Genomic DNA, 17,580 nt, shown 5'->3' with positions numbered 1-17,580 from the left:
TTTGTGAATAGTTTAGCGGATGCGGTATACTTACATTGTACATATCCAAGTCACATTTATCCATAGCTTAAACACATGGATGCATTACATTGTGTTACGCTTTCATTTATACTGAAATCATAAGAGATGTCAACCTGATTAAGATGTTACAGGGAAATCAGGGAGGCCTTTACTAACGGTATATGAGGTGGATGCGGATATGAACTCTACTGAATTAAAGAAACATTTTATTGAAAAATATGGTGAAAGCAGCAATGAACTGCGGATATTTCATGCACCTGGACGTGTCAATCTGATTGGAGAGCATATCGACTATAACGGTGGTTATGTACTCCCGGCTGCGCTGGAATTCGGAACGACACTAATCCTTCGTGCGCGCAATGATGATGAAATTCATTTCGCTTCGACAAACCTGTCGTATGAAGTATCTATCTCCCGCGGAGAAATAGGTAAAAACAAAACGGATGATTGGGTGGACTATCCGGTGGGTGTGCTGGTGGAGCTAGCTGATAAGGGAGTTTATCCTTCTAACGGATATGACCTGCTCTATCACGGAGAAATACCGAACGGTGCTGGATTATCCTCCTCAGCCTCCATTGAGGTTGTCACAGGATATGCGTTCCTCACTATCGAAAAACAGAAAACAGATACGGTCGAAATCGCTTTGTTGTCCCAGCGGGCAGAAAATAATTATGTAGGTGTCAATTGCGGCATTATGGACCAGTTCGCTGTAGCAAACGGAGCAGCTGATCATGCAATTCTACTGATGTGCGATACGTTGGATTACCGTAAAGTGCCATTCCGCACGGGAGATTACAAGTTGGTGATCGGCAATACAAACAAGCGTCGCGGTTTGGTGGACTCAGCCTATAACGAGCGTCGTAGTCAATGTGCCGAAGCACTGTCCATTTTGCAGCAGCAGGAGCCGTCACTGGAATACCTCGCTCAGCTGGACGAGAAGCGTTTCGAAGAGCTTCAGCATCACATCGCGGACGAAACAGTGCGTCGGCGGGCACAGCATGTGGTGGAGGAAAACGCTCGTGTGTTGGCCTCTGTTGATGCTCTCGCAGCGAATGAACTTGCAGCTTTTGGTCAGTTAATGAATGCTTCTCATGATTCATTACGAGATTTGTATGAGGTCAGCTGTACGGAGCTGGACGTCATGGTTGAAGAAGCACGACGCATTCCTGGCACGCTGGGTGCTCGTATGACAGGAGCCGGATTTGGAGGTTGTACGGTTTCATTGGTTCATGAGGACGATGTGGAACGTTTTGTGAAGGAAGTCGGCAAAGCTTATCAGACCCGCACTGGGCTGGAAGCCAGCTTTTATGTATGCAAGGCAGGAGACGGAGTTAAAGAACTGAAGGAGGACGAATAACATGGCCATTTTAGTCACAGGTGGAGCTGGATATATCGGTTCACATACCGTAGCAGAACTGTTGGATCTGGGAGAAGAAGTTGTGGTGCTGGATAATTTGCAAACCGGGCACAAAGCAGCATTGCTTGGAGGCAAGTTGTATGAAGGGGATTTGAGGGATAAAGAACTACTGTCCAAACTGTTCTCTGAAAATAGTATCGACGCAGTTATCCATTTTGCAGCCAACTCGCTGGTTGGAGAAAGCATGCAAAATCCTGGTAAATATTACGACAACAATGTATTTGGCACGCTGAGCTTGCTGGAGGCAATGAAGGATGCTGGAGTGCGCCGAATCGTGTTTTCCTCTACTGCGGCTACCTACGGCGAACCGGAAAAGGTACCGATTGAAGAGGGAGACCGTACAGAACCAACCAACGTGTATGGTGAAACAAAGCTGATGATGGAGCGCATGATGTCGTGGTTTGACAAAGTTTTAGGCATCAAATATGTGTCTTTACGGTATTTTAATGCGGCTGGTGCGCATGAGAGCGGCAAGATCGGTGAAGATCACCGACCAGAAAGCCATCTGATCCCGTTGGTGCTCCAGACAGCCTTGAAACAGCGTCCACACATCGCTGTATTTGGTGAGGATTATGCGACACCTGACGGCACGTGTGTTCGGGATTACATTCACGTGAGTGACCTGGCGGATGCTCATGTGCGTGCAGTAAATTACTTGCGCGAAGGCAATGACAGCAACGTATTCAACCTGGGCAACGGGCAGGGCTTCTCTGTGAAAGAAGTTATTGAGACGGCACGCAAGGTCACTGGGCTCGACATTCCAGTTGTTACAGAGCCACGCCGCGCAGGCGATCCAGCGATATTGGTTGCATCTTCTGACAAGGCTCGTTCGGTGTTGGGCTGGAATCCAGCACGTACCCAACTAGAGGATATTATTAGCGGAGCATGGGGATGGCATCAGTCGCACCCTCACGGCTACGGCGACGAGTAGACGGGAGACGATAACATATGAGCGAGCGCCAATCCGCAGATAAAGGCCAAGGCCGGGAACATTCCCGGCATCTGGCCAATGACATCGACGAAACTGTACAGCAATCAGCTCTATATGCGGTGGAGCAACTGGTTGCATTCGCACAAAACAGGGGCTTGATTGGTCCGCAAGATACAGATTACAGCCGTAATTTGCTATTGGATCAGTTTGGTTTTTCCGAGCCTTATTCAGGTGGGGAAGCAGGGGGCATTATGGCCCCCGAAGTGCTCCAGCCTGTGCTAAATGTTTTGATAGATTATGGTTTTGCCACTGGACTTATCCCTGAAAACACAGACACGTATCGTGATTTGCTGGATTCCAAAATCATGGGACTGTTGATGGCAAGACCGTCTGAAGTCATCCGTGACTTTCATCAAACGGAGACTGAACGAGGCATAGAGGCGGCGACAGATGCTTTTTATCAATTATCCATCGATTCGAACTACATCCGAATGGATCGGGTCGCCAGCAATGTGTACTGGAATCAGTCGACATCTTACGGAGATATGGAAATCACGATTAATTTGTCCAAGCCAGAAAAAAGTCCCAAGGAAATTGCGATGGCGAAGCTTTTGCCGCCGCCTGTTTATCCCAAGTGTCAATTATGCCGTGAAAACGTTGGATATGCAGGAAGAGTAAATCATCCGTCCCGTCAAAATTTGCGCATTATTCCGGTGGAATTGAATGGGGAACCGTGGTTTTTTCAATATTCACCTTATGTGTATTACAACGAGCACTGCATTGTGTTCCATCATGATCATGTACCGATGAAGCTTACGAAGGATACACTGCGCCGATTGCTGGCCTTTACGAAAGCGTTTCCGCATTATTTTATTGGCTCCAATGCGGATCTGCCGATTGTTGGCGGATCGATCCTGACCCATGATCATTTTCAGGGTGGTCGTCATACATTCCCAATTGAAAAAGCGGGTGTAGATGGCGTATACCATAATGAAGCGTTCCCGCAGGTTACAGCAGGGATTGTAAACTGGCCGATGTCGGTCATCCGTTTTACGTCAACAGATGCCGAGGCGTTGTTGGAAGCGGGAAATGCTGCTTTTGAAGCGTGGAAAGCTTATAGTGATCCTGTAGCTGATGTCCTCTCTCATACAGAGCAGGAAGGGGAAACGATTCCGCATAATACCGTGACGCCGATTGTGCGCCGTGATGCCGAAGGCAGGTACCAGATGGATCTCGTACTGCGTAACAACCGAACGAGTGAAGAGTATCCGGAAGGTATTTTCCATCCTCACCGCGAGATGCATCACATCAAGAAGGAAAATATCGGTCTGATCGAAGTTATGGGACTTGCCATATTACCGGGGCGGCTCAAGGATGAACTGGATGGAATTGCAGATATTTTGTGTGGGGATGACAAACTGGCTGTGGCTATGCAGCAGGAAGGACATCCACTGTTTAAGCATGCAGACTGGATTTACCAGTTAAACACCCGGTTCGGTCGTTTGCCTGACAAGGAGACGGCTATTCGTACCGTACAAAATGAGGTTGGACTGAAATTCAGTGAGATTTTAGAGCATGCAGGAGTGTATAAACGGAATCCGTCCGGTCAACAGGCCTTTGGTCGTTTTATGAAACAATTGGGATATACTTTGGGAGAATAAAATCGCTGGCGTAGCACATAATACACTACGAGAACCCTCCCAAGATATGACATGGAACCATGCTCCTCAAGGAGTGTGGTTTTTTTCTGAAAATAAAGCAGATTTGTTTCCTGTAACCGAAAAGGTTATAATAGAGTAGTTTCTTAACATTAAACTTTAGAACTATTGGAGGCGAGCGTTTGCGATGAAAGCATTCGAATTTTATAATCCTACACAATTGATCTTCGGTAAAGGACAATTGGAGGCTCTCAAGCGTGAAGTTCCTAAATATGGTAAACGTGTACTGCTTGTATATGGCGGCGGCAGCATTAAGCGCAGCGGTTTGTACGATAATGTAATAAGTTTGCTTGGTGAAATCGGTGCAGAGGTAACGGAACTGGCTGGTGTAGAACCGAATCCTCGCTTATCTACAGTACATAAAGGCGTGGAATTGTGTAAAACACATCAAATCGACCTCGTTCTGGCTGTAGGCGGCGGTAGTGTGCTGGATTGCTCTAAAGCCATTGCTGTTGGTGCAAAATATGATGGCGATATGTGGGATTTTGCAGAGCGTAAAGCGGCACCACAGGCAGCATTGCCATTAGGTACGGTTTTGACCATGGCAGCTACCGGTTCTGAAATGAATGCTGGTTCTGTTATTACAAATGAAAAAACACAGGAAAAATTGGGCTGGGGCAGCGTATTTGCGTTCCCTGCGTTTTCTATACTTGATCCGGTGAACACATACTCTCTGCCGCAAAATCAAACCGTTTACGGAATCGTAGATATGATGTCACATACGCTGGAGCATTATTTCCATTTGGAATCCAATACTCCGGTCCAACTTGGCTGGTGCGAAACGATTTTGCGTACGGTCATGGATGCGGCTCCAGGACTGGTCAACGATCTGGAAAACTACGAGCTGCGTGAAACGATTATGTATTGTGGTACGATGGCGCTGAACGGCTTCCTGAACATGGGGCTGACAGGTGACTGGGCTACCCACAATATCGAACATGCTGTATCTGCTGTTTATGATATTCCACATGGTGGAGGACTGGCTATTCTGTTCCCGAACTGGATGAAACACAATCTGCATGTGAAGCCTGAACGCTTCAAACAACTGGCCGTCAATGTGTTCCATGTAAATCCAGAAGGCAAGAGTGATGAAGAAGTGGCGCTGGAAGGTATTCAGGCGTTGCGTGATTTCTGGAACTCGATTGGTGCACCAAGCCGTCTGGCTGATTACGAAATTGATGCTTCCCAAATCGATGTTATGGCTGATAAAGCTGTGAAATTCGGATCTTTTGGTGGCTTTAATAAGCTCAATCGCGAAGATGTAGTCGAAATTTACAAAGCATCTCTGTAAACCGACACTTGTATCATTTTAAGCACGTTTGTGCGTCATTAGACGTACGAACGTGCTTTTTTGGGTTTGATTTGTGATATTGGAGGAAAATTTTGAAACTTTTTAAGGTTGAATACGTAAACATAGTTATAGACTGGAAACCAGACTGAAAAGGTACATGGAAGGAGGAGTCGCATGGAAACCATATTTTGGTGGTTGTTGGCAGGGGGCGCTATCTTTACCGTAGTCAGTGTGCTGATTGGAGATGTACTCGGTGGTTGGCTGGATGGTGCATTGGAGCTACCGGGCCTCGATTGGTTCAGACCTGTCGTTTTACTTGGAGCCATGACCGCTTTTGGCGGAGCTGGAGTACTGCTGACAAAGTATACTGGGCTGAGCATGGGGTGGGTCGTCGTGCTTGCTTTAGGGATTGCGTTCGTCATCGGAATACTCGTGTTCTTTGCGTTTATCAAACCCATGGCGAATTCGGAGGTATCCAGCGGCTTCTCCATGCGTGAGCTGACTGGCCGGATCGGTGAGGTCACCATTCCTGTACCTGAGGTTGGTTACGGGGAGGTTATGATCCGCTTGGGTGCAGGCAACACCATACATACAGCATCGAGCTTCGATCACAAACCGCTTGCTGCGGGAACCCGTATCGTCGTGGTTGAGGTCACAGAGGGCGTCGTCCGCGTAGCGTACCTGGACACATAGACGGCGCAATCGCTTAACTTGAAGGGAGCGTGATCGGGAGTGTCAAATTTGCAAGATATTGTGTTGGTCCCTGGGATTGTCGTCATCGTTATCGTTATATTAGGGATCGCTTTTTGGGCCCGTTACAAAACGGTAGGACCGGATGAAGGAATGATCGTGACGGGTTCTTTTCTAGGAAATAAAAATATTTCCGAGGATGACTCTGGACGAAAAATTAAAATTGTACGCGGCGGGGGGGCCTTCATTTGGCCTATTTTTCAGCAGTCCGAATTCATCTCTCTGTTGTCCCATAAACTGGACGTAACCACACCGGAAGTGTATACGGAACAAGGAGTTCCCGTGATTGCAGATGGTGTGGCGATCATCAAGGTCGGCAGTTCTATTGAGGATGTGGCTACAGCAGCCGAGCAGTTCATCGGGAAGCCACTGGAAGCTCTTAGGGGAGAGGCTCAGGAAGTGCTGGAGGGGCATTTACGCGCAATCCTCGGCTCGATGACGGTGGAAGAAGTTTATCGTAATCGGGATCGGTTTGCGCAGGAAGTGCAAGGCGTGGCTGCTCGTGATCTGAAAAAGATGGGCTTGCAAATCGTTTCATTCACCATCAAAGATGTGCGTGATAAACATGGATATCTGGATGCGCTTGGTAAGCCGAGAATTGCCGCTGTGAAACGGGATGCTGAGATTGCAGAAGCTGAGGCTGTGCGGGATGCCCGGATTCAGAAGGCGCGTGCGGAACAGGAAGGCCAGAAGGCCGAATTGCTGCGGGATACCAATATTGCCGAGGCAGCCAAGGAGAAGGAACTGAAAGTGGCTTCGTTTAAGAAAGAACAGGATACAGCGAAGGCAGAAGCCGATCAGGCTTATCACATCCAGGAGGCCCGTGCCAAGCAGACTGCTGTCGAGGAGCAGATGAAGGTCGAGCTTGTGCGCAAAGAACGGGAAATTGATCTTCAATCCAAGGAAATACAGGTACGTGAAAAGCAATATGATGCGGAAGTGAAAAAGAAGGCAGAAGCCGATCGGTATGCGGTTGAACAAGCGGCGGAAGCAGATAAATCGCGTAAAATGCGTGAGGCTGAATCGCTGCAATACTCGATTGAGACACAGGCTAAAGCGTCAGCTGAACAAAAACGTCTCAACGGGCAAGCAGAAGCGGATGCCGAACGCGCCAAAGGGACGGCAGACGCAGATGTCATCCGTTTGCGTGGACTTGCAGAAGCGGAGGCCAAGGAAAAACTGGCGGAGGCGTTCCAGAAGTTTGGAGAGGCCGCCGTGCTCGATATTATCGTAAAAATGTTGCCTGATCTGGCTGGACGTATTGCCGAACCGATTGCGTCCATTGATAAACTCACCGTAGTTGATACGGGAAAAGGAGAAGGAGCAGCGCGTGTCAGCAATTATGTCACCGAACTGATGGCTACGGCACCTGAGATGCTGAAGAGTGTATCCGGCATTGATGTGGAGCAGTTAATCAAAGGGCTGACGACTGGAAAAAAAGGCCTTCATTCCGTGCCGTTCTCCGGTGAAGCGAATAAGCAGCATCTTCCAGCCTCGGTGGAGGCAGCACTAACAGATAAAGAATAACGATAAGTCTATGGGAAGCATCTATCCCTAACTAAAAGACCGCTTTTCGTCACAGCATTTCCCGGCAATGTGATGAAAAGCGTTTTCTTTTTATTGACCTTTAGCCGAATATTTGGTACTTTAACGTGGATTCCTCTGAGCTTCATGCTATAATTCTTAGGATCAAGGTTCTGATAAAAGAGGTGCGGATGTGAGCAGCCTAAAAGTGGCCAAAGCGCTGAATAACAATGTGATTATAGGGATGCATCCCGAGCATGATGAGGTTGTCGTGATTGGAAAAGGAATCGGTTTCAATCGCAGACCCGGCGATCTTATGCCGTTGGATTCAGTTGAAAAATTATTTATTTTAAAAAGCCATGAAGAACAGGAGCAATATAAACGGTTGCTTCCTGAGCTGGATGAAAAGCTCATTGAGGTCATCGGTGAGGTGCTTCATCTTGTTCAGCTTCAAGCAAAAAAGCCTCTAAATGAGCACATACTGATTGCTTTAACTGACCATATCGCTTTTTCCATCAACCGTCATAAACAGGGAATTACGATTCATAATCCTTTTTTGTATGAGACTAGGGAAATATATCCTCAGGAATATAAGATGGCTGAGCAGGCTGTTGCTTTAATCAGGGATAAGATGGATGTAGATCTGGGAGAAGATGAAATCGGATTCGTGGCCCTGCATATTTATAGCGCCATGACAAACCAGCATATCTCCGAGGTTAGGAAGGATTCTCGTCTGATTGCTGATATGGTTCAGGTTGTCGAGACCACACTGGATTATCGTATTCCTCTTCAATCCCTTGATTATTCTCGACTGCTGACTCATCTGAGGTTTGCGATTGAACGTGTGCGCCGGGGAGAAATTGTGCAGGAGATTTATCGATTGGACAAGCTTTTGAATGAGGAGTACCCGGAAATGTATATGCTGGCCTGGAAGCTCACGAAAATTATGGAGAAAAGACTCCGTAAATCTGTGTACCCGGCTGAGGTTAGTTATTTGACAATGCATCTGCAACGGTTGTCCCAACGCAAAGAGCAGGGGGAGCAACAAAAGTGATAAAACCGGAATAAAAAAGTATTGCCTCGCATTTAGCGGGGTGCTATAATCAATTCTGCAATGAGGAAGACAACAACTGAACATTTAACGTGTTACTGATTCGATCAGGCATGAGTTGTTTTAAGTTATGATTGTTTACAGCCTACTGGGGCAAGCTATATCCCAAGGTTGTTTTCAAACATACTTAAATCGGCTCATGCCTTTTTTGTTGTTTTGCCTCTGTTCTAAATTTCAGAGAAGGATGTGGAAGGTATGTTTAAAAAGCTTTTCGGCGTTTTACAGCGTGTCGGTAAAGCATTAATGCTTCCTGTAGCGATTTTGCCAGCTGCGGGGCTTTTATTGGGTATCGGTAACATGCTGGTCAATCCTGATTTTCTCCAGTACATTCCGGCATTAAATGCAGGCTGGGTTCAATCGGTAGCGACGATCATGATGAATGCCGGACAAATCGTTTTTGATAATCTGGCACTGTTGTTCGCAGTTGGCGTAGCCGTCGGTCTGGCGGGCGGTGAAGGTGTAGCAGGTTTGGCTGCCATCATCGGTTACCTCGTTATGAACATTACACTGGGTACAGCCGTGGGTGTCACACCTGGTCTGATTGCTCAAAAAATACCGGGTTATGCAAACGTGTTGGGGATTCCAACGCTTCAAACCGGGGTGTTCGGCGGGATAATCATCGGTATACTGGCCGCGGCCATGTACAACCGGTTTTTCAAAATTGAGCTTCCTTCGTATCTGGGCTTTTTCGCGGGTAAGCGTTTCGTTCCGATTGCAACGGCGGTATCCTCACTGATTGTCGGACTTGCGCTGGTTCTGATCTGGCCTCCAGTTCAACAAGGACTTAATGCAGTATCTCACTTTATGGTGTATTCCAACCCGACTTTGTCGGCGTTCCTGTTCGGGGTTATCGAACGCGCGCTTATTCCATTTGGTTTGCATCACATCTGGTATTCACCGTTCTGGTTTGAGTTTGGTGAATATGTTAACAAAGCAGGTCAAACCGTTCACGGTGACCAGCAGATCTTCTTCAGCCAGCTTCGCGACGGAGTGGCGTTGACAGCAAGTACGTTCCAAGTGGGTAAATTCCCATTCATGATGTTCGGTTTGCCGGCAGCAGCGCTTGCAATGTACCATGAAGCAAGACCAGAACACAAAAAATATGTAGCAGGTATCATGGGTTCAGCAGCATTGACTTCGTTCTTGACAGGTATTACGGAGCCACTGGAATTTTCCTTCCTGTTCGTAGCTCCACTGCTGTTTGCAGTACACTGTATATTCGCAGGTCTGTCATTTATGACCATGCAAATTTTACATGTCAAAATCGGTATGACCTTCTCAGGCGGATTTATTGACTTCCTGATTTTCGGGATTATTCCAACCCGTACGCCTTGGTGGTATGTAATTATCGTCGGTCTGATCTTGGCAGTTATTTACTACTTCGGATTCCGGTTCATCATACGGAAGTTCAACTTGAAAACACCAGGACGTGAAGAAGCTACAGATAATGTGGATGGCGCAGCAGTCGGTAGTAGTGATGAGCTCCCGCACAACATTTTGGCAGCTTTCGGTGGTTCATCGAATATCAAGCATCTAGATGCTTGTATCACACGTCTTCGGATCGAGGTTAATGAGAAATCGAACGTTGACAAAGCTCGTCTGAAACAACTTGGTGCATCGGGTGTCCTTGAAGTCGGTAACAACGTACAGGCAATTTTCGGTACACGTTCGGACACCATTAAATCTCAAATGGCTGATATCATGGCTGGACGTACACCTGCACCAGCTCCGGCGCAACCTGCTCCACAAGAGGAGAAGGAAGCTGGAGAAGAACAACAAACCATTATTGTAGAAGATATTGTAATGCCTGTTAACGGAGAATTGGTTGATATCTCGACGGTTCCCGATCCGGTATTTGCAGAACGTATGACAGGTGACGGTTTTGCGGTCGTGCCAAATGATGGAACGATTGTGTCCCCTGTTTATGGTAAAGTATTCAATGTATTCCCAAGCAAGCATGCGATTGGTATTCAATCCGATGGCGGTAAAGAAGTGCTTGTTCATATCGGGGTGAATACAGTGAAGCTTAAAGGCCAAGGATTTGACGTTTTGGTGAACGAAGGCGATCTTGTGTCAGCTGGCCAGCCTATTATGAAAGTAGACCTGGAATACGTGAAGGCAAACGCTAAATCCATCATCTCACCTGTCATTTTTACTAACCTTCCAGAAGGTTCTTCGGTAACTTTAAACAAAACTGGAGTATTGAAGGCTGGCGAAGATGGTATAATTACGATAAAATAAACTCTATGTGTTTCGGATTAGTTGATTAGGCGGCTTAGGCCGTCTGATCAACTATCTGGTATACTGCGTGTAAACAAATATTATCTTTAGGAAAGTGGGAGGAACAAATTATGCAAACAACTTTTAGAATTACGGATGAAGACGGTATCCATGCACGTCCTGCAACTGCGCTGGTAAATACAGCTAACAAATTCAGCGGTGCTGAATCTTTTGCCGAAGCTAACGGTAAAAAAGTAACTTTGAAATCCATTCTGGGTGTATTGTCTCTGGGTCTGGAACAAGGCGATACTATTAACATTATCTGCGAAGGCGCTGAAGCTGCCGAAGCACTGAAAGCTCTTGAAAATGTAATCGTTAACGAAGGGCTGGGCGAAGTTCATGCTTAAAATTTCCGGGATTGCCGCTTCGGCAGGCATAGCCATTGCCCGGGCGTTTATCTTGGAGCATCCGAATTACGCTGTAGAGAGACGCGCGGTTGGTGATGTTGAAGCTGAAATCGCGAGATTGGATGCGGCTTTGGCACAATCTCAAACCGAATTGGAATCCATTAAGGAGAAAACGCTTCAGGAGCTGGGAGAGAAAAAAGCAGAAATTTTTGCATCTCACTTGCTCATCCTGAATGATCCTGAATTGATCGATCCGGTTAAAGCTAAAATCAGAGACGAGCAGCTTAATGCTGACTATGCTTTGAATGAAGTAGCTACACAGTTCATTTCCATGTTTGAAAACATGAAAAGTGCCTATTTGCAAGAACGCGCATCGGACATGCGTGATGTAACCAAGCGGATCCTGAATCACCTGCTTGGTGTTCATTTTGTTAGTCCTGCAGAAATTGCCGAAGAAACGATTGTGCTTGCAGAAGATTTGACACCTTCCGACACAGCTCAGCTGAACCGTGAATTTGTTAAAGGTTTTGCAACGAACATCGGCGGACGTACTTCGCATTCGGCTATTATGGCTCGCTCACTTGAAATTCCTGCAGTTGTGGGAACGAAAAATATATTGTCTCAAGCTAAAAGCGGTGATTTGATTATCGTTGATGGTTTGGATGGTCACGTATTCGTGAACCCTACCGAAGAGATTGTTGCGGAATACCGTGCTAAACAGGTGGCATACGACAAGCAACGCGAAGAGTGGCGCAAGCTGCGCGGCGAAGCTACGGTTTCTGTCGATGGTGTCCATGTGGAACTGGCAGCCAATATTGGTACGCCTAATGATGTAGCTGGTGTTCTGGACAACGGTGGTGAAGGCGTTGGCTTGTACCGTACGGAGTTCTTGTACATGGGACGCGATAAGCTTCCATCCGAAGAAGTACAGTATACGGCGTACAAAACCGTTCTGGAAAGAATGGAAGGTAAACCGGTTGTAGTCCGTACTTTGGATATCGGTGGCGACAAAGAACTTCCTTATCTAGACCTGCCGAAAGAAATGAATCCGTTCCTTGGATTCCGTGCTATTCGTCTGTGTCTGGATCGCCAGGATATTTTCCGCACTCAATTGCGTGCTTTGTTGCGTGCAAGTGTGCATGGTAACCTGCGCATCATGTTCCCAATGATTGCTACGCTGAACGAATTCCGTGAAGCTAAAGCTGTTTTGTTGGAAGAAAAGGAAAAGTTGGTAGCCGAGGGTGTATCCGTATCTGAAGAAATTCAGCTGGGCATCATGGTAGAAATTCCTTCTACAGCGGTATTGGCTGACCAATTCGCAAAAGAAGTGGATTTCTTCAGTATCGGTACAAACGATCTGATTCAATACACAATGGCAGCGGATCGCATGAACGAGCGGGTTTCTTACCTGTATCAACCATACAATCCATCTATTCTGCGTCTGGTGAAAATGGTTATTGATGCCGCTCACCGTGAAGGACGTTGGGTTGGTATGTGTGGCGAAATGGCAGGAGATACAACAGCAATTCCGTTGCTGCTGGGTCTGGGACTTGATGAGTTCAGTATGAGCGCAACTTCCATTCTGCCAGCACGTAGTCAAATTTCCAAGTTGTCCCGTGCGGACATGGAAAAACTGGCTACAAAAGCTCTGGACATGCAAACAGCAGAACAGGTTGTTGAATTGGTTCAAAGCATCGAAGGCTAAGGAAGGGTATTCCATTTCAAAGGTTATATCTTTTTTCAACAAAAAAATTGCTGTGTACATACAGCAGCCGGTATCTAATGATACCGGCTTTTTTGCATGCTTTAAGTAGAATTTGTTTTTAACTGCATGAGCAATTCAGTACAGGTTTGCGGGCTGCGGTAGTTTCGTCCAATCGTGTGACTGGAGTAGTATATGGTGCATTGAGCACCAGCTCAGGGTTCTCTTCTGCTTCCCGCGCAATATGAATCATAGTGTCGACAAAAGCATCAAGTGTTTCCTTACTCTCCGTCTCCGTGGGCTCGATCATGATGCACTCCTCTACATTCAGCGGAAAGTAAATTGTAGGCGGATGGTAGCCGAAATCAAGCAGCCGTTTGGCTACATCAAGCGTACGCACTCCAAATTTTTTCAAGCCTCGCCCCGACATTACAAATTCGTGTTTGCAATGTCCAGGGTAGGGCAGGTCAAAATCTGGAGCGAGCCTATGCATCATGTAATTGGCATTGAGCACAGCGCATTCCGATACACGCTTTAAGCCATCAGGACCGTAGCTACGGATATAGGTATAGGCACGGACGAGAATACCGAAGTTGCCGTAAAAGGCTTTAACCCGTCCAATAGAATCTCCCTGTTCCCGGTCCCAGTGGTACACCCCCTGCAGATCCCGTACGACAAGTGGCTTGGGCAAATAAGGGATGAGCCGTTGCTTTACGCCGACAGGCCCAGCGCCGGGGCCGCCGCCGCCGTGCGGGGTACTCATCGTTTTGTGCAAATTGAGATGCACTACATCGAAGCCCATATCTCCGGGACGGGTAATCCCCATGATGGCGTTGGAGTTCGCCCCATCATAGTAAAGTAGACCACCTGCGTCATGCACGATGGCAGCAATGTCAGTGATTTGCTTCTCGAACAGCCCAAGCGTGTTCGGGTTGGTCAGCATGAGCGCCGCGGTGTCGTTGCCTACGGCTTGACGCAGCGCATCCAGATCCACCAGCCCCTCAGGGGTGGAGGGGAGGGTGACTGTTTCGAAGCCCGCGACGGTTGCGCTGGCGGGGTTCGTTCCGTGCGAGGAATCCGGCACGAGCACCTTGGTACGTCGCTCACCACGTGCTTCGTGGTATGAGCGAATCATCATCAGCCCGGTCCATTCGCCATGGGCGCCCGCGGCGGGCTGAAGCGTGACGGCATCCATGCCAGTTAACGCAGCCAAATCATTTTGGAGCGTATGCAGCAGCTCCATGGCACCCTGGATGCTCTCCTCTGGCTGATATGGATGGATTTTGGCGAAGCCTGTATATCGGGCGACATCCTCATTCACCTTCGGATTGTATTTCATCGTACAGGAGCCGAGCGGATAAAATCCGTTGTCCACACCGAAATTACGCCGGGACAAGGCGGTATAATGCCGAATAACGTCTACTTCGTATACCTCGGGTAATGCCGCAGGTTCGCTACGCAGCGCATAATCTGGCAAAAGCTCTGCCACCGGGCGACGGGGAACATCGCACTCGGGAAGGGAATAGGCGATGCGACCCGGACGGCTCAATTCAAAAATGAGCGCTTGATCGTGTTCCTTCAACAGCCCTTGTTTCTGATCCTGTCCGGTGTGTGTCATAGCAATCCCCCCAAGGTGTGTACAAATTGGTCAATCTCTTCTTTGGTTCTTTGCTCCGTCACGGCAATCAACATGTGACCAGCAAGTTCCTCATAGTCCCGGCCCAAATCGTAGCCAGCGATAAATCCAGCAGCTAGCAGCTCGGCCTGGAGTTTGCTCATATCTGTACCCTCAGGCAGTCTAAGGGCAAACTCGTTAAACGTCGGTGCGTTAAACGAGACAGTTACGCCCTTCAAGCTCAGCAATTGCTCTAAAGCATAACGGCTTTTATGCAAATTTAGCTCCGCTACTTCCTTGATCCCCTGTCTACCCATGACAGACAAGTATACAGATGCAGATAAAGCTAGCAACGCTTGGTTGGAGCAAATGTTAGAGGTGGCCTTTTCGCGGCGGATATGCTGTTCCCGCGCTTGCAAGGTCAGCACGAAGCCGCGCTTACCGTTGCGGTCTGTGGTCTGACCCACAATACGGCCGGGGATACGGCGCATATGTGCCTGAGAAACGGCAAAGTATCCACAGGTCGGACCGCCGAGAGAAGAGGAGATACCAAGTGGCTGCGCGTCTCCTACCACAATATCCGCGCCCTGTTTGCCGGGTGTTTCCAGCAAGCCAAGTGCTAGTGGATTGGCACTGACGACCAAAAGACCTTTGTGCGTATGGATGAGGTCAGCCATCGGCTTCAGGTTTTCCACGGCTCCGAAAAAGTTGGGGCTTTGGACCAAAACAGCCGCGGTCTGTTCCGATACGGCTGCCGCTAACGCATCAACATCCGTTACGCCGTCCGAACAGCCGATCTCCACGATGTCCAAATCCAATCCGCGTGCATAGGCTGCCAATACCTGACGTGCCTCCGGATGGACGGACCTTGATACGATAAGCTGTTTACGGCGGGTAGCTGCGGCGGACAGTGAGCCCGCTTCAGCCAGTGCAGTCGCTCCGTCGTACATGCTGGCATTAGCTACAGCCATGCCCGTCAATTCGCAAATATACGACTGAAACTCGAAAATGGCTTGTAGCTCGCCTTGGCTTACTTCCGGCTGATAGGGGGTGTAGGCTGTATAGAATTCCGAGCGTGAAGTGATGTGCTGGATGACGGACGGAATATGATGATCATAAATTCCTGCGCCAAGGAAGCTGGCATGTGTGTCTGTATTGGCGTTGTGTCCGGCCAGCTCAGCCAAGTGGCGGGTTAAGGCTTTCTCATCGAGTCGAGAAGAAAGAGGCAGTTCCCCTTGATATCGAATGGCCTCTGGAATGTCACTGAATAAATCATCAATGGATGATACACCGACCACACGTAGCATTTCGGTTTGATCCTGTTCAGTCATAGGGAGATAACGATGCTGCTTCATAGGTTCTGGCTCCTTTCGAAAAGCAAATTTCAAACGTAAATTAGCTAATAAAAAAGTGTGTGAGATGAAAAAACCAGAAGTTCATATCTGACATGTTTGCTTTATAGAAATAAAAAGAGTTTAAGATCAGCGCGGGCGTCTATAAAAGGGTGCTGCCACCACCTCGGCACGCAGGCGTTTGCCACGAATCTCAACCTCCAACGGTGTAGAGAGGGCGCTAAAACGACTGTCCACCAAGGCGAGGCCCAGATTACGCTTCAAGGTGGGCGACTGAGTCCCCGTTGTAACCTCACCAATGTGTTGTCCTTCTGCGAATACTGGGTAATGGGCGCGTGGGATACCGCGATCAATCATTTCCAGCCCGATCAATTTGCGAGGAATCCCTTGTTCTTTCTGACGTTGCAGTGCTTCTCTACCGATAAAATCTCCTTTATTCAGCTTGACGAAGAAACCTAGACCAGCTTCGAGTGGTGAAATCGTGGCAGATAACTCCTGACCGTACAGCGGCAATCGTGCCTCAAAGCGTAGTGTATCCCGAGCACCAAGTCCAGCGGGAATCAGCCCATACGACTCACCGGAACGAAGCAAACCCTCCCATACGGCTGGTGCTTCCGCAGCAGGTACATAAAATTCAAAACCGTCTTCGCCCGTATATCCGGTTCGTGAGACAAGTGCTTTTGCTCCGAACAATGGCACATTCTCATGGAAGCGGAAAGATGCCAGATTCGTAATGTCCGTATCTGCCACGGCTGCGGCAATACGTGCTGCTTCCGGTCCTTGCAACGCCAGCAATGCTATCGCATCAGACATATTCTCCATGTGAACGGATGCAGGCATATGACGAATTAGCCAATCCCAATCCTTATCGATGTTGGATGCGTTCACAACGAGCATGTAGCGTTCCGGTCCTTTGCAGTAAACAAGTAGGTCGTCTACTACACCTCCATCGGGGTAACACAGGAGTGAATATTGTGCCTGACCTGGTTCCAACTGGCTGACATCATTCGTGGTCACCCTTTGCAGAAAAGCTTCGGCCTCTTTGCCTTCAACCAAAAATTCGCCCATATGCGATACATCGAATAAACCCGCACGTTGCCGGACGGCCTCATGCTCCTTTTGAATGCCGCTAAACTGAACCGGGAGCTCCCAGCCGCCAAAGTCAATACAACGAACCCCAGACTGCGTCCCGTAGGACGAATATAGCGGTGTTTTTCGCAAATTAGTCATTATTCCACTCCTATCCGGTGTGATCGGCTAAACAAAAAAGACAGGCCGAAAAAAACGTATAGACGGCAGTCTACACTCTTTTTTCAGCTCTGTCCTTGATACCAGAAAGTTACCCCGGTATGTACCGGGTTTCCCCTTGGGTGATCCGCTCCAATAGCGAATGCTCTCCAGAGATGCGTCCGGCAGAGGTCCTTTTGCCTGAGAGATTCACCTGCAATGCAGGTTTACTCCTTCGGCGCTACCTTCGGGATCAACGGTATATTACCTGGCTTTGCAGATAACAACTTGATC

General features: G+C 48.1%; 13 protein-coding genes and 1 riboswitch. Of the genes, 10 read left to right on the top strand and 3 right to left on the bottom strand.

Translation table 11 applies throughout. From position 1 onward, the window contains the following. Nucleotides 1–199: 199 nt before the first annotated feature. The 10 genes from KAI37_RS19395 to ptsP all read left to right on the top strand — a co-directional run bounded on the left by KAI37_RS19395 (nucleotide 200) and on the right by ptsP (nucleotide 13,095). Nucleotides 200–1,378 (top strand): galactokinase, encoded by a 1,179-nt coding sequence (locus KAI37_RS19395; RefSeq protein ID WP_220030051.1) that lies wholly within the window; start codon nucleotides 200–202, stop codon nucleotides 1,376–1,378. 1 nt (nucleotide 1,379) lies between these two features. Next, entirely contained in the window at nucleotides 1,380–2,369 is a 990-nt protein-coding gene (gene galE, locus KAI37_RS19390) for a UDP-glucose 4-epimerase GalE (RefSeq protein WP_071642442.1), read from the top strand. 17 nt (nucleotides 2,370–2,386) lie between these two features. Continuing rightward, a complete protein-coding gene (locus KAI37_RS19385; RefSeq protein ID WP_071642440.1) occupies nucleotides 2,387–4,030 on the top strand; it encodes a UDP-glucose--hexose-1-phosphate uridylyltransferase in 1,644 nt (547 codons plus the stop codon). Between the two features lie 184 nt (nucleotides 4,031–4,214). Continuing rightward, complete coding sequence (locus tag KAI37_RS19380; RefSeq protein WP_071642438.1) at nucleotides 4,215–5,378, top strand: iron-containing alcohol dehydrogenase; 1,164 nt, start codon at nucleotides 4,215–4,217, stop codon at nucleotides 5,376–5,378. A 174-nt stretch (nucleotides 5,379–5,552) separates the two neighbouring features. Next, nucleotides 5,553–6,071 (top strand): NfeD family membrane protein, encoded by a 519-nt coding sequence (locus tag KAI37_RS19375; protein WP_220030050.1) that lies wholly within the window; start codon nucleotides 5,553–5,555, stop codon nucleotides 6,069–6,071. Between the two features lie 48 nt (nucleotides 6,072–6,119). Continuing rightward, complete coding sequence (locus KAI37_RS19370; protein WP_071642434.1) at nucleotides 6,120–7,655, top strand: flotillin lipid rafts scaffold protein FloT; 1,536 nt, start codon at nucleotides 6,120–6,122, stop codon at nucleotides 7,653–7,655. A gap of 190 nt (nucleotides 7,656–7,845) precedes the next feature. Then, nucleotides 7,846–8,706, top strand: coding sequence for a glucose PTS transporter transcription antiterminator GlcT (gene glcT / locus KAI37_RS19365; protein ID WP_023989882.1), 861 nt, complete (start codon nucleotides 7,846–7,848; stop codon nucleotides 8,704–8,706). A 252-nt stretch (nucleotides 8,707–8,958) separates the two neighbouring features. Then, entirely contained in the window at nucleotides 8,959–11,004 is a 2,046-nt protein-coding gene (ptsG, locus tag KAI37_RS19360; RefSeq protein ID WP_023989881.1) for a glucose-specific PTS transporter subunit IIBC, read from the top strand. Between the two features lie 110 nt (nucleotides 11,005–11,114). Continuing rightward, nucleotides 11,115–11,390, top strand: a complete 276-nt coding sequence (locus KAI37_RS19355) for an HPr family phosphocarrier protein (protein ID WP_013372579.1) — start codon at nucleotides 11,115–11,117, stop codon at nucleotides 11,388–11,390. After that, entirely contained in the window at nucleotides 11,383–13,095 is a 1,713-nt protein-coding gene (gene ptsP, locus KAI37_RS19350) for a phosphoenolpyruvate--protein phosphotransferase (protein ID WP_025722137.1), read from the top strand. Before KAI37_RS19355 ends, ptsP begins: the two co-directional genes overlap by 8 nt. Before the next feature lie 118 nt (nucleotides 13,096–13,213). On the opposite strand, the gene gcvPB is transcribed toward ptsP, so the two are convergent. The 3 genes from gcvPB to gcvT form a co-directional block, all read right to left on the bottom strand. Then, on the bottom strand, nucleotides 13,214–14,710 hold the full coding sequence (gene gcvPB, locus KAI37_RS19345) for an aminomethyl-transferring glycine dehydrogenase subunit GcvPB (RefSeq protein ID WP_275955741.1): 1,497 nt from the start codon (nucleotides 14,708–14,710) through the stop codon (nucleotides 13,214–13,216). Next, nucleotides 14,707–16,062, bottom strand: a complete 1,356-nt coding sequence (gene gcvPA / locus KAI37_RS19340) for an aminomethyl-transferring glycine dehydrogenase subunit GcvPA (protein WP_076294373.1) — start codon at nucleotides 16,060–16,062, stop codon at nucleotides 14,707–14,709. The genes gcvPB and gcvPA overlap by 4 nt, the downstream gene beginning before the upstream one ends. 126 nt (nucleotides 16,063–16,188) lie before the next feature. Next, a complete protein-coding gene (gene gcvT, locus KAI37_RS19335; RefSeq protein ID WP_220030049.1) occupies nucleotides 16,189–17,289 on the bottom strand; it encodes a glycine cleavage system aminomethyltransferase GcvT in 1,101 nt (366 codons plus the stop codon). 176 nt (nucleotides 17,290–17,465) lie between these two features. After that, nucleotides 17,466–17,564: riboswitch (glycine riboswitch) on the bottom strand. Nucleotides 17,565–17,580 lie beyond the last annotated feature (16 nt).

This window comes from Paenibacillus sp. S25 (assembly GCF_019454085.1).
Classification (GTDB): domain Bacteria; phylum Bacillota; class Bacilli; order Paenibacillales; family Paenibacillaceae; genus Paenibacillus; species Paenibacillus polymyxa_B.
The sequence above is the reverse complement of the archived record's forward strand: the minus strand, read 5'-3'. Positions and strand labels throughout refer to the sequence as shown.